General features: G+C 60.2%; 3 protein-coding genes. All 3 read left to right on the forward strand.

The window, feature by feature from the left end:
* Positions 1-4 precede the first annotated feature (4 nt).
* From BST81_RS00785 to BST81_RS00795, 3 genes are read left to right on the forward strand one after another with little or no spacing between them, the layout of a single operon-like run.
* Positions 5-7,720: a type I polyketide synthase gene (locus BST81_RS00785; protein WP_075596633.1), complete on the forward strand. Its 7,716-nt coding sequence runs from the start codon at positions 5-7 to the stop codon at positions 7,718-7,720.
* A 12-nt stretch (positions 7,721-7,732) separates the two neighbouring features.
* A complete protein-coding gene (locus tag BST81_RS00790; RefSeq protein WP_075596634.1) occupies positions 7,733-14,545 on the forward strand; it encodes a type I polyketide synthase in 6,813 nt (2,270 codons plus the stop codon).
* On the forward strand, positions 14,542-15,450 hold the full coding sequence (locus tag BST81_RS00795; RefSeq protein ID WP_075596635.1) for a DMT family transporter: 909 nt from the start codon (positions 14,542-14,544) through the stop codon (positions 15,448-15,450). Before BST81_RS00790 ends, BST81_RS00795 begins: the two co-directional genes overlap by 4 nt.
* Positions 15,451-15,487: the final 37 nt, after the last annotated feature.

Genomic DNA, 15,487 nt, shown 5'->3' on the forward strand with positions numbered 1-15,487 from the left:
CCCAATGAGCGCACCGGACAATTCAACCCTATCTCCTCTTAAACAGGCCTACCTGGCCCTGGAACGCATGCAGGCGAAACTGGCGGCGCTGACCCAGGCCCAGCGGGAGCCGATCGCTGTAATTGGCCTGAGCTGCCGGTTTCCTGGAGCTGCCAATCCCGCTGCTTTCTGGCAACTCCTGGAAGAGGGAGTAGATGCAATTCGGGAAGTGCCGCCCGATCGCTGGGATATTGATGCCTACTATGATCCCGATCCCGATGCCCCTGGCAAGATTGCGACCCGGTGGGGCGGATTTCTGGATCAGATTGCTGACTTTGATCCCCAACTATTTGACATTTCTCCCCGCGAGGCCCTGACCATGGATCCCCAGCAGCGGCTGTTGCTGGAAGTTGCCTGGGAAGCTCTAGAGGATGCAGGCTATGCCCCCGATCGGTTGGTCGGCAGTGCCACCGGGGTGTTTATCGGCATTGTGGGCAATGATTATGCCCAGTTACAACTGGCTGACAATGGGATCACCCAGATCGACACCTACTATGGCTCAGGAACCGGCCATAGCGTTGCATCGGGGCGAATTTCCTATGTTCTGGGGTTGCAGGGACCCAGCTTGTCGATCGACACGGCCTGCTCCTCCTCCCTGGTGGCCATTCATCAGGCGGTGCAGAGCCTGCGCAGTGGGGAATGTCGGATGGCCCTAGCCGGTGGGGTGAATGCTATCCTGACGCCGGAAGTCTCGATCGCCCTGTCCCGCTTCCACATGATGGCCCCCGATGGCCGCTGCAAAACTTTTGACGATCGGGCTGATGGCTTTGTCCGGGGAGAAGGCTGTGGCCTGGTGGTATTGAAGCGGCTCTCCGATGCGGTTGCGGATGGCGATCGGATTTTGGCGGTGGTGCGGGGTTCGGCGGTAAATCAGGATGGGGCTAGCAGCGGCCTGACTGCCCCCAATGGTCCAGCCCAGGAGGCTCTGATTCGGGCGGCCCTGGCCAATGCGGACCTGTCACCGGCTGCCGTCAGCTATGTGGAAACCCACGGCACTGGAACTTCCCTGGGGGATCCGATCGAGGTTCAGGCTCTGGGGGCTGTGCTCCGGGAGGGCCGCCCTGCGGATCAGCCGGTGGCGATTGGCTCTGTCAAAACCAATGTCGGTCACCTGGAGGCGGCGGCAGGGGTAGCAGGGTTCATTAAGCTGGTGCTGGCCCTACACCATGGCCGGATTCCGCCCCACTTGCACCTGCAGCAACCCAATCGGCTGATTGCCTGGGAGCAGTTGCCTGTTGTCATTCCCACCCAACTCACCGATTGGACGGTTCCGGAACGGATTGCCGGGGTCAGTTCCTTTGGGTTTAGTGGCACCAATGCCCATTTGATTCTGGCGGAAGCCCCTCAAACTGATTCCGGCAGGCCGCAAGCAGGGACCGATCGGCCCCTCCATCTCCTCACCCTGGCTGGGAAAACTCCAGAGGCCCTGCGGGAGTTGGCCGAGCGCTACCGAACCGAACTGGTTGATCGGTCCCACAAGCTGGCCGATATCTGCTTTACCGCCAATACGGGTAGGGCTACCCTACCCTGTCGCCTGGGACTCTGGGCCAGCAACAGTATGGAGGTCTGTGACTCCCTGGCCGCTTTTTTGGCCGATCGGGAGCCAGAACACTGGGTGCAGGGGCAGGTGGAACAAGTTAATGCTCCTCAAATCGTCTTTCTGTTCACGGGCCAGGGAGCCCAGTATGTCGGGATGGGCCAGGAACTTTACCAGACTCAACCGACCTTCCGATCCGCCCTGGATCGCTGCGATGCCTTGCTCCGCCCCTATCTAGAGCGACCTCTGCTGGAGGTATTGCATCGGGAGACAGGGCTTCTGGATCAGACCGCCTATACCCAACCGGCCTTGTTTGCCATTTCCTATGCCCTGGGTGAACTCTGGAAATCCTGGGGTATCTCCCCCTCCGTGGTGCTGGGGCATAGTGTGGGGGAATATGCCGCCGCCTGCGCGGCTGGGGTCTTCAGCCTGGAGGATGGCCTGAAGCTGATCGCAGCGCGAGGACGGTTGATGCAGTCCCTGCCTGAAGGGGGCGCGATGGCGGTGGTGTTTGCCGACCAGGGAACGGTGATGACAGCCCTACAGCCCTATGGGGGAGCGGTGACGATCGCCGCCATCAACGGACCGCAAAATATTGTGATTTCCGGTGAGGCTGTCTCCGTTCAGGCTGTCCTGCAGGATCTGACGGCTCAGGAAATCAAAACCCATCCCCTGACAGTTTCCCATGCCTTTCATTCCCCCCTAATCGAACCCATCCTGGCGGAGTTTGAGCAGGTGGCGGCCACTGTCACCTATGGCCCTCCCCGGATGCGCTTCATTTCCGCAGCAACGGGGACGATCGTTAAAGCTGAAACCCTGAGTCAACCGGGCTACTGGCGACAGCAGACCCGCAATCCGGTCCAGTTTGCTGCTGCTGTGCAGGCCCTGCAGGTGCAGGAAAACACCCTGGTTCTAGAAATGGGTCCCCATCCTGTTTTGATCGGCATGGCCCGCCAGAGCCTGCCCGATTCCCTGGGGGGCTGGTTGCCTTCCCTGCGACGGGGAATGGGAGACTGGGAGCAGTTGCTGGAGAGTCTGGCCACCTTCTATGTCCGGGGCGGCTCCGTGGATTGGGCTGGGTTCGATCGGGACTATGCTCGCCAGAAGTTGTCCCTGCCTACCTATCCCTTCCAGCGGCAGCGGTATTGGGTTCCTGTCCGTCGTCCTGCTCCTGTCCCCTCATCGCCAGGGAGCCATCCCCTCCTGGGACAACGGTTGCGATCGGCCCTCAAAGCAATTCAGTTTGAAGCCCACCTGCAAGTTACTGCCCTGCCTTTTCTTCAGGATCACCGGGTGCACGGGCTGGCGATTCTGCCCGCGACAGCCTATGTAGAAGTGGCCCTGGCAGCGGCGATTACCACTCTGGGTCATGGATCGCCGACCCTTTCCGATCTGGTCATTCATGAGGCCCTGGCCGTGCCTGATGCGGGGGGCTGCGCCCTGCAAACGATCGTCACGGTGGGACCAGGCCCGCAAGCCAGTTTTCAGATTTTCAGCCTGGAGGATTCCCCGGAGGTTGACCCGGATGCCTGGAAACTCCAGGCCAGCGGCACCCTGCAGAGGTCAGCCCCGATCGCTCCAGAGGGCAGTTCCCTGGTGCCAGCCACCCTGCAGGCCCGCTGCCCAGATTTGATTTCAGCCCAGACCCATTATCAGCAACTGGCGGAACGGGGTCTGGTCTTTGGTCCCAGTCTGCAGGGAGTTGTGCAGATCTGGCGGCGGGATGGGGAAGCGATCGGTCAGATACAGGCTCCAGACTGCCTGATGGGGGAACTGGGGGCTTATCACATCCACCCAGCCCTTCTGGATGCCTGTGTGCAGGTGCTGGCGGCGGCTGTTCCCACCGATATTGCCGCTACCGACCTCTATTTGCCCGTGGGGTTGGACCGCTGCCAGACCTATGGTAAATTTCCCCCACGACTCTGGAGCCATGTTCAACTCCAGCTTCCCCCAGGTCAATCGGCTCCGGCCACTCTGACGGCTCAGATCCAGATTTTTGATCAGGCAGGTACCCTGCTGGCTGAGTTGGTCGGATTGCGGCTGAGAAAGGCCAGTCGCACGGCCCTGTTCCAGGCTACAGGACCAGATGTGAATCAGTGGCTGTACCAGGTGACCTGGGAACCCCAGCCCAGCTCGATGGCGATTGCAACCCATCTGACCTCGCCCGCCACGATCGCTGCCCAGGTTTGCCCCCAGGTGCCAGAACTGGATGCTCGGTATGGCCTCGATCGCTATCGAGAGTTTTCGCTTCAGGTGGGGCGTCTCAGCAATGACTACATTCTGCTGGCCTGGCAACAGTTAGGCTGGCAGCCTCAGGTGGGCCAGTCCTGGACGATCGAGACCCTGGCTGTCGCGTTGGGGGTCCCTGATTCCTATCATCGGTTGCTGGGACGGTCCTTGGCCATGCTACAGGCAGAGGGTTGGGTCCAGCCGGTGGGATCAGCTTGGACGGTGCTGCGGGCACCGAAGGCGCTGACGGCCCCTGTCCTGGCGCAACGGCTGCAGGCGCTGACCACCCATTATCCTGAGTTTGAGATTGAACTGACCCTGGTCGGTCGCTGTGGTCCCCATCTGGCAGGGGTGTTCAAGGGCACGATCGATCCCCTTACCCTGCTGTTTCCGGGGGGAGATCTGTCCGTTGCGGCCCGTCTTTACCAGGAGTCTCCGGCGGCCAGGGCCTACAACCATCTGGTGCAGGAAAGTGTCACCGCTGCCCTGGCCCAGTTCCCTGCCGATCGGCCCCTGCGGGTGCTGGAGATTGGTGGAGGAACCGGTGGGACCACGGCCCATGTCCTGCCCCTGTTTACTGCCGATCGCACCCACTATACCTTCACGGACATTTCGCCCCTATTTACGGCTAAAGCGGCTGAGAAATTCAGTGCCTATCCCTTTGTCCACTATCAACCCCTCGATATTGAGCAGGACCCGATCGGCCAGGGATTCCCGGCCCACCAGTGCGATCTGATTCTGGCGGCCAATGTCATCCATGCCACGGCGGATCTGGGCCAGACCCTGGATCATGTGCAGCAGCTTCTAGCACCGGGAGGACTGTTCCTGATGCTGGAAATGACCCGTCCCGATCCCTGGATTGATATCACCTTCGGATTGACGGAAGGCTGGTGGAAATTCGTCGATACGGACGTGCGCCCCACCTATCCCCTCCTATCTCCGACGGAGTGGCTGACCCTGCTGACCCGACAGGGCTTCGAGACAGCCGCCACGGTTCCGGCCCTGGAGAGCCAGGAGATGACGGAAGAAACCGTGATTCTGGCCCAGGCCCCTCAAGAGAGCCTCCGGTCTGAACAGTGGCTGATTCTGACCGATCGGCAGGGTATCGGCATCCAACTGGCAGAATTGCTCCAGGCCCAGCATCATGCCTGTGTTCTGGCTACAACAGCTCCCCTGGATAACCCGCCAGATGGAATTCCCTGTATCGTAGTTGATCCAACCCGGCCCGAAGCCTTCCAGGGCCTACTGCAACAGGCTCCCCAATGGCATCAGATTGTCCATCTCTGGAGTACGGATCTGCCCAGTCTGGGCGATCGGGCTGCCGCTGACTGGGAGACCTCCCAGGCCCTCGCCTGTGGTACGGTGTTACATCTGGCCCAGGCCATTGCCCAGTTACCCCAAGCTGTTCCGCCCCGGCTGTGGCTGGTCACCCGAGGGGGACAGGCGGTAGGGGCCGAGCCCCAGGCCGTGGCTGTTCCCCAATCGACCCTCTGGGGGTTGGGCAAGACGATCGCCCTAGAGTATCCGGAATGGCACTGTACCCGCATTGATCTGGATCCCAACCCGGCGGAGCCAGCAGCCCCGGTTTTGTTCCGGGAACTGGCGGCGGGATCCCCCGAAGATCAGGTCGGCTTCCGTCGGGGTCAACGCTATGTCGCTCGTCTGGCTCGCCTGGAGGCCGATCGAACAACTCCTGAACCAGAAGCGGTCCAGGTCCAGGTCCCGGAACGGGGATTGCTGGACCAAATGACCTTCCGGCCCCTGGAACGGCGGGCTCCGGGTCCTGGTGAAGTGGAAATTCGCGTCCGGGCCACAGGACTGAACTTCAAGGATGTGCTGAATGTACTGGGGTTGTATCCCGGCGATCCGGGTCCCCTGGGGAGTGAATGCACTGGCGAGATTGTGGCTGTGGGAGAAGGGGTCACCGATCTGCAGGTGGGGGATGGGGTGATGGCCGTCGCTCCTGGTTGCTTCCAGTCCTTTATAACCACCCGTGCTGATTTTGTCCTCCGGAAACCAGACGCCCTCAGCTTTGAGGCGGCAGCGACGATTCCAATTCCCTTCCTGACGGCAGCCTTTACCCTGCAGCATCTGGCCAAAATTGCACCGGGCGATCGGGTGCTAATCCATGCGGCGGCTGGGGGTGTGGGTCTGGCTGCAGTCCAGATCGCGCAACAACTGGGGGCGGAGGTCTTTGCCACGGCGGGCAGTCCCGAAAAACGGGCCTTTTTGCAGGCCACCGGGGTGCCCCATGTGCTGAATTCCCGCACCCTCGACTTTGCGGATGAAATTCTGGCCCTGACGGATGGACGGGGGGTGGATATTGTCCTCAATTCCCTGGCTGATGAATTTATTCCGAAAAGTTTTGCCGTGCTGGCTCCCCAGGGCCGATTCGTTGAGATTGGCAAACGGGGGATTCTTGATCCGGCGGCAGTGGCGACAATGCGGCCAGATGTCTCCTACTTCATTGTGGATTGGGGTGAAACCAGCAAAGAAGACCCGGCCCTGATCCGTCGCCTGTTTTTGGAGATTGGGGCGGCGATCGGGGCAGGTCAGTTCCAGCCTCTGCCCCAGCAGGTGTTTCCCCTGTCAGAGATCGTCAGCGCTTTCCGGTATATGGCGGCGGCGAAACACATCGGTAAAATCGTGATTACCCACCCGATCAGGACAGAGCAGGCTCCCGTGGCCATTCGCCCGGACGCCACCTATCTGATTACCGGGGGGTTGGGGGGCCTGGGGCTCAAGGTGGCCCAGTGGCTGGTGGAACGGGGTGCCCAGCATCTGGTGTTGGTGGGGCGACGGCCCCCGACTCCTGCAGCCCAGGCGACGATCGCAAGCCTGACCGCCGCAGGAGCCCAGGTGGTGGTGGCCCAGGCCGATGTGGCGGTGGCGGACCAGATGGCTCTGATCCTGGCCGACCTGGAGGCCAGCCTGCCGCCCCTGCGTGGGATTATCCATGGAGCTGGCACCCTGGATGATGGGGTGCTGCTCCAGCAAAACTGGCCCCGCTTTGCTGGGGTGATGGCCCCCAAGGTGGCTGGGGCCTGGCACCTGCATCAGTTGACCCAGGGCAAATCCCTGGATTTCTTTGTCCTGTTTTCCTCGATCGCCTCCCTGTTTGGGTCTGCTGGCCAGGGGAATCATGCGGCGGCCAATGCCTGGTTGGACCAACTGGCCCAGTACCGCCGATCGCTAGGACTACCGGGACTGAGTATCAACTGGGGGGTGTGGTCCGAGGTCGGGGCTGCTGCCCAACAGGATGTGGTGCAACGGGCCAGCAGCCAGGGAATTGGCGCGATCGCTCCGGATCAGGGCATCCGGGTGTTGGAGACCTTGCTGGCCGGTTCTCCGGCCCAGGTGGGGGTAACGCCCATGAACTGGTCCCGTTTCCTGGGGCAATTCACCACCCCGCCCCTGTTCTTGACGGGAATCACGGTGGAAAAGAGCGCCGCACCGGAGGTTAGCCCGATGGCGGTGGCCCCGACCCAACTCTGGCAACAGTTGCAGGGGGCTGCTCCCCAGAAACAGGGGGAACTGCTGGCCCGCCATGTGGAAACCCAGATTCGCAAGGTTCTGGGGATTGATCCTGCCCAGGTAATCTCCGATCGCAAGCCCCTGAGCGAACTGGGTTTGGATTCTCTAATGGCGATCGAGTTAAAAAATCTGTTGGGCAAGGGGCTGCAGCTCAGTTGTACTCTCCCGGCGACCCTGGTGTTTGACTATCCCACGGGCAAGGATCTGACGGACTATTTATGCCAGCAGGTGCGGGCAGAACTCCCTTCTTCTGGGACTGAAGGGCAGCCAGAGGCTGAGGAGAAGACCAGTGGGGAAAGCTTGCTCCATTCCCTGGATGAACTCGAAGATTTGTCTGATGACGAAGTGGATCGGCTGATCGCGCAGTATAAAAAGCAGTGAGGCAGGGTAATTATGGTATCAGAACAATTTTTTGAGCGGCTTTCCCAACTCTCCCCCAAACGCCTGACCCTGCTGGCGATCGAGCTGCAGTCTAAATTGGAGGCTCTGGAGCAGCAGGCGGCTGAACCCATTGCCATTATTGGAATGGGATGCCGTTTTCCCGGTGGCGCAGACAGCCCGGAAGCTTTCTGGGAGCTCTTGCGCCAGGGTGTGGATGCGATTACGGAAGTGCCAGCCTCCCGCTGGCCGATTGATCAATACTATGACCCCAATCCCGATGCTCCTGGTAAGGTTTCGACCCGCTGGGGCGGCTTTATTGATGCGATCGATCAGTTTGACCCCCAGGTGTTTGGCATTGCCCCCCGGGAGGCCCTGAGTATGGACCCCCAGCAACGGTTGCTGCTGGAAGTGGCCTGGGAAGCGTTGGAGTGGGCCGGATATGCCCCCGATCGGCTGGAGGGGAGTCCTGTCGGAGTCTTTGTCGGTCTTTGCAATAGTGATTATTTTCAGTTGCTGGCCACAGAGGATAACCAGAATATTGATGCCTATCTGGCTACCGGGAATGCAGGCAGCGTGGCCTCCGGTCGGATTTCCTACCTGCTGGGATTGCAAGGCCCCAGTCTTACGGTTGATACGGCCTGTTCCTCCTCCCTGGTGGCGGTGCATCTGGCAGTTCAGAGTTTGCGCCAGGGAGAATGTCGCATGGCCCTGACGGGTGGGGTGAACGCGATTCTGTCTCCCCGAACCACTATCACCCTGTCTAAAGCCAAAATGATGGCCCCTGATGGCCGCTGTAAAACTTTTGATGCCGCCGCCAATGGCTTTGTCCGGGCAGAGGGTTGCGGTCTGGTGGTGTTGAAACGGCTCTCGGATGCGATCGCCGATGGAGACACTGTTCTGGCAGTGATTCGGGGTTCGGCGGTGAACCAGGATGGGCGCAGCAATGGGCTGACTGCCCCCAATGGTCCCTCCCAGGAATCAGTATTGCGGCAGGCCTTGGCCAATGCGGGGGTCGGGCCTGAGGACATGTTTTATGTAGAGGCCCATGGCACCGGCACTTCCCTGGGAGATCCGATCGAGATCCAGGCCCTGGGGGCAGTGCTGGGAGAGGGGCGGGTTCCCGATCGGCCCCTGTTGGTGGGCTCGGTCAAGACCAATATCGGGCATCTGGAGTCTGCCGCCGGAATTGCCGGTCTGATCAAACTGGTGCTGGCGATCCAACATCGAGAAATTCCGCCCCACCTGCACCTGCAGTCCCTGAATTCCTACATTCCCTGGGAGCGCTGGCCAATCCAGATTCCAACCCAGGCTACGCCCTGGGGAGCAGGAGAGGGCCGTTTTCTGGGGGGGGTGAGTTCCTTTGGCTTCAGTGGCACCAATGCCCATGTGATTCTGGAGGCAGCCCCCGCCCCCCTGCCGCCCCAACCTGCCAGTCTCCAGCCCCGATCGCGCCATCTTCTCACCCTCTCCGCCAAGACCCGCGAAGCCCTGATGGCCCTGGCAGAGCGCTACAAAACCTTCCTGGATGCCCATCCGGAGGTGGATCTGGGGGATGTCTGCTTCACTGCCAATACCGGGCGGGCCCAGTTCTCCCATCGCCTCAGTTTGATGGCGACCTCGGTGTCGGACCTGAGGGAAAAACTGAGCGCCGCGATCGGGGGTGAGGAAATGCCAGGGGTTATGGAGGGAGAGGTAGCAGGTACCCACCCGCCAAAATTGGCCTTCCTGTTTACAGGTCAGGGGTGCCAATATCCCGGCATGGGACGGGAACTCTACGACAGTCAGCCCGTCTTTCGGGAAGCACTGGAGCGCTGTGCTACCCTGCTGCAACCGTACCTGGAACGACCCCTGCTGGAAGTGCTGTATGGGGCAGAAACACCGCTCCTGGACCAGACCGCCTACACCCAACCTGCCCTGTTTGCCCTGGAGTATGCCCTGGCCCAGATGTGGCAATCCTGGGACGTGCAACCGAGCATAGTCATGGGCCATAGCGTAGGGGAATATGTGGCAGCCTGTGTGGCGGGAGTGTTCAGCCTGGAGGATGGGTTGAAGCTGATTGCGGCTAGAGGACGATTGATGCAGGCCCTGCCCCCGAATGGAGCCATGATCGCGATCATGGCGGATGAGGCGACGATCGAGCCCCTGTTGCAGGCCCATCCCCAGGTGGCGATCGCGGCCCACAATGGTCCCCTGAATCTGGTGCTGTCTGGTCCGCGTCAGGGGATCCAGACTGTCACTCCCCTGCTGGAAGCCCAGGGGATCAAGGTGACGCCTTTGAAAGTCTCCCATGCCTTCCACTCGCCCTTGATGGAGCCGATGTTGCAGGAGTTTGGGCAGATTGCGGCGACGGTCGCCTTCCAATCACCTCAAATTGATTTGGTTTCAAACCTGACGGGTCAGGTGGCCACAGCCGAGGTGGCCACGCCCCAATACTGGGTCCGCCATGTGCGGCAGGCCGTGCGTTTCGCTGAGGGGATGGAGACGTTGCGACAGCAGGGTTATTCCCTGTTGATCGAACTGGGTCCGAAGCCGGTGCTCCTGGGCATGGGACGACTGTGCTGGCCCGCAGGAACTGGCACCTGGTTGCCGTCCCTCCATCCCCAACTGGGAGACTGGGAACAACTGCTCCACAGTTTGGCCACTCTCTACAATCAGGGACTTGAGATGAATTGGGCCAGGGTAGACCAGGACATGGGTCGCCGCCGTCTGGTATTGCCCACCTACCCCTTCCAGCGTCAGCGCTACTGGATTGATCCTGTCGCCCCTGCCCCACCGCTCCCCCCCCTGGCCGGTCATCCCCTGCTGGGGCAACGGTTGCGATCGCCCGCATTACAGGACCCCGTCTTTCAGTCCAGCTTGAGTGTGCAGCGACCGGCTTTCCTGGACCATCACCGCATCTATGGTGTTCCAATTCTGCCTTCGCCTGCCTACCTGGAAATGGCGATCGCTGCCGCCCTCGAAGCCTGGGGTAAAGCCCCTGCCAGCCTGACAAACTTCACCATTCAGGAAGCCCTGATCCTACCGGAGCAGGGCGGTCTTCCGGTGCAGACCCTTTTGACGCCGATTGGGCCAGATCAGGCCCAGTTCCAGGTTGTGAGTCTGACGACGGGATCCGATTGGAAAGTCCATGCTACGGGCATCCTGCACTTACAGGCAGAGCCTGGATCCCAGACGATCGACCTCCCAACGATTCAGGCCCGCTGTGCCGACCAGTGGGACGGGCAGGCTTACTACGAAAAACTCTACGAGCTGGGGCTGGAGTTCCAGTCGAGTTTCCGGGGCATTCGCCACCTGTGGCGGCGGGATGGGGAAGCCCTCGGAGAGATGGTGTTGCCGCCCGAACTCCAGGCCGAAACTGGGTCTTATCGAATTCATCCCGCTTTTCTGGATGCCTGTCTGCATCTGTTGGGGGCACCCCTGTCCCGCGATCTGGACACCACCTATCTCCTGATTGGCCTTGATCGCCTCTGCCTGTACCAGGCTCCGGCCAACCAGCTCTGGACCCATGTGGTGCTGCAGGAGAGTGAGGTTACGGACCAGGAAACCTTCACCGGCAATATGCGGCTGTTTAATCCAGAGGGCAATTTGGTGGCAACTCTGGAGGGAATTCACCTGAAACGGGCCGATCGGGCAACCCTGATGCGGGCCATTCAAGCCCGTCCGAAGGACTGGCTGTATCAGGTGGAGTGGCAACTGCAGCCAGATTCTGATTGGCAAGTCAGCCAGCCCCCCGATTATCTGCCGACCCCCGATCGCCTGCGACAACAGTTAGCGCCCCAGGTGCACCAAGAGTACGAGCAGGCAGAGCTACTGGCCTATGGTCAGTTGAGTCCGGAACTGGATCGGTTAAGCGCGGCCTATATCGGGCAGGCGTTGCACCAGTTAGGTTGGACCTTTTCGATCGGAGAGCGGGTGACTGCCGATGGGTTGGCGGACCAGTTGGGCATTGTCCCGGCCCATCGCCGTCTCTTCAGCCGCCTCCTGGAGATGCTGGCCGAAGATGGCTATTTGCAAGTGGTGGAACAGGGCTGGCAGGTCGTCCAGCGCCCTGAACCGATCGATCTGGCCACCCAGTGGCAGCACCTGCGGTATACTTATCCGGCTTATGATGCTGAACTGAACCTGCTGGGCCAATGCGGTCCGGCCCTGGGGGAGGTGCTGCAGGGAACTTGCGATCCGCTCCAGTTACTTTTCCCCAATGGCTCCCTGGCGGCTACCGAACCGCTCTACCAGGATTCGCCTTTTGCCCGGGCTTTTAACGGACTGGTCCAACAGACGATCGCCACTGCCCTGGCCAACCTGCCCGCCGATCGGCCCCTACGGGTGCTGGAAGTGGGGGCAGGCACTGGAGCCACCACGTCCTATATCCTGTCCCAATTGCCGGTTGATCGCAGCACCTATGTCTTCACCGATCTATCGCCCCTGTTCCTCGATCGGGCCAGGGCCAAGTTTCGCGACTATGGTTTTGTCCAGTATCAGGTACTCGACATTGAGCAGGATCCGTTGCAGCAGGAGCTAGTCGGACAATCTTTTGACCTGGTGGTGGCGGCGAATGTGCTCCATGCCACCACCGATCTGGGCCAGACTATGACCCATGTCCGGCAATTGCTGGCCCCCAACGGCCTGCTGGTGTTGCTGGAAGGGACGGAACCGCAACGCTGGGTCGATCTGACCTTTGGCCTGACAGAGGGTTGGTGGCGCTTCACCGATCGGACCCTGCGGCCCCACTACCCCCTGATCAGTCAGGCTCAGTGGCTGGAATTGCTGCAATCCCTGGGTTTTGCGGCTACGGTGGTCAGTTCGTCCGCCACAGACGGCGGAGCCGGGAATCAGACCCTGATCCTGGCCCAGGCTCCCACCCGGATTCCTGTCTCCGATCGACCCACCTGGCTGATTCTTTGTGACCAGCGTGGTGTGGGTCAGGCCCTGGCCGAGCAGTTGACCCAGGCTGGGGAGCGCTGTCAGTTGCTTTCCCAGGGACCGACGCTAGTTCAACAGTCCCCAGACCGATGGCAGGTTGATCCGACCTCAGAGGCTTTTCCTGCCCTGCTGCAGGAGCTCCTGACGCTGCCCACCGCCGCTTATCGGGGTGTCGTGCATCTCTGGAGTCTGGATATTCCGAGGCTGGATGTCCTGACCCTGGCGGATCTGGAAGCCAGTCAGCAGATGGGGAGTGGTAGTGCCCTGCAGGTGATCCAGTCCCTGGCCCGGATCCAGAATGCGGCCCCCCTCTGGCTGGTGACCCGTGCGGCCCAGCCTGTGGCCGGAACAACCGACCTGGCTGTCGCCCAGAGTCCACTTTGGGGCCTGGGACGGGTAATCGCCCTGGAGCATCCCGATCGCTGGGGGGGGCTGATCGACCTGGAGGCTACAGCATCTCCCCAAACGGCGGCCCACCAGATTCTGAAGAGCATCCGAGGTCGGGATGGGGAAGATCAGATCGGCTGGCGGAACGATCGGCGCTATCTGGCCCGATTGGTGCGCCGCCCTGTTCCCCTGGCCCAACCCATTGCCTGGCAGGCTGAAGGCAGTTACCTGATTACGGGTGGGTTGGGAGGATTGGGGTTGAAGGTAGCTCACTGGATGGCCCAACAGGGGGCGGGTCATCTGGTACTGACGGGACGGCAGGGGCTCCCCGATCGAACCACCTGGGCCACCATCCCTCCAGACAGTCCAAATGCTGCTCAGATCCGGGCGCTTCAGGCGATCGAGGCTCTGGGGACGACTGTGACAGTGGTGGCGGTGGATGTGGGGGATGAGGCCCAGATGACAGCTCTGTTCCAGCAATTTGGCCAGACCTGTCCCCCCTTGCGGGGTGTGGTCCATGCTGCTGCCGCCATGAGCTTCTGGACGCTGCAGGAGATGCCTCTGACAGCGCTGGAGGAAATGTTCCGGGCCAAAGTGATAGGCACCTGGCTGCTGCACCAGTTGACCCAGAACCTGGATCTGGATTTTCTGCTGCTGTTCTCCTCTACTACGGCCCTGTTGGGGGCCAGCCACTTGGGCCACTATGCGGCAGCGAACCAGTTTCTGGATGGACTGGCCCATTACCGGCAAAGCATCGGGCTACCGGCCCTCAGCGTCAACTGGGGCACTTGGGATGAAATGCGGGTGGCCTCCAGTCAGGATCAACAGCGGGTGGCCCAGTTTGGGCTCCAGCAAATGGCGTCTGAGCAGGCTCTGGGCCTACTCACTGACATGTTGGGAGATCGGCAGATCTGTCAGTTGACCATGGCGGCGATCGATTGGACCACCCTCAAAGCCGCCTATGAGGCTCGTCGGCAGCGGCCTTTCCTGCAACAGATTCACCTGGAAACTCCGAAAAAACCAGCCCCTGTCAGAACTCAGGTGGCAGCGGGTCCAGAGCTGGTGGAAAAACTGGCCTCCTGTCGTCCCGGCGATCGTCGGGAGGTGTTGGTCGCTTATCTGCAGGCAACTGTGGCCAGGGTGCTGGGGATTTCCCCACCAACGGCGATCGGGGTGCAGCAGGGTCTCTTTGAAATGGGACTGGATTCCTTGATGTCTGTGGAGTTAAAAGGGAAGCTGGGAGCCGCGATCGGACAATCTCTCCCGTCCACCCTGATTTTCAACTACCCCACGATTCAGGATTTGGCCGGGTATTTCGAGACCGACGTGCTGCAGCCAGATTCAGAGGTTTCTAGGGTCACCGCTGCAGCGGGTGGCGGCAATACAGTCTCACTTCAAAGTCTGATGGAGCCTCAGGCGAGTGGTGAGCCAGATCTGGAAGAGGAGGATCTCTCAGAAGACGAGTTAGCGGCGCTCCTGTCTGAAAAACTGGGTCAACTGGAGTCTCAATCCCGATGATGAAAACCACCCTACAGGCATTAAGAAACAGAATTGGGCGCGATGGCGTCCTGCTGATAGTGTTATCTACCTTTATCTGGGCCTTGATGGAATCCCTGGCCGGATTGATGGTTACCCAGGGTAATAGCCACGATTTGCTGTTCCAAACTGTCTGGGTCCGCTATGGCACTCACCTGGTCTTTATGACTCTGGTGTTTATCCCCCGCCAGTCCCAGCGCTTGCTCCAAACCACTCGGTTCCGGCTGCAACTGCTGCGTCCTCTGACCATGATTGGGATGCCACTATGTTTTATTCTGGGCACCGGAAAGCTGTCTGCAACCAATGTGTTTACAGTGTTTTGGCTAATTCCAATTCTGACGCTGGGATTGGCAGCAATACTTTTACGGGAGAGGGTTCCGGGGCATTACTGGATGACCGTACTCGTCAGCTTTATTGGGATATTGTTTATCTTCCATCCCAATCGCCAGATTCTCAGCGGGTATGCTCTGCTACCTCTGATATCTGCCTTATGTTTCAGTCTTTACCTGGTCATGACCCGGATGCTACAGGAGGAATGGACCCCCACCAGCTTGTTTTACAGTGCTCTGGTGGTGTTTGTGCCCTGGAGTTTTGCCCTGCCCAGTTTCTGGCAACCTCTGGGATGGCTTAATTTGCTGATCATGGCCACGATCGGTCTTCTGGGCTACGTTACCCTTTACTGCTTGGATAAAGCCTGCGAAAGCACCTCGATTTCAAAACTGGCTTTCTTCCTTTATACCCAACCTATTTTTCAAATTGCCCTGCATGCCCTTCTCTTTCACAGCTATCCGGGAGCTGGAGCTCTCTTAGGATGTCTGGTTTTGCTGATTACCGGAACCTATTTTCTCATCCTTGACAATCGCCGGATCCCCGGCCCGTCCCTCTAGGTCAAATTCTCCCAAGCTACTTCATTGGATAGGAACA

The organism is Leptolyngbya sp. 'hensonii', from assembly GCF_001939115.1.
Classification (GTDB): Bacteria; Cyanobacteriota; Cyanobacteriia.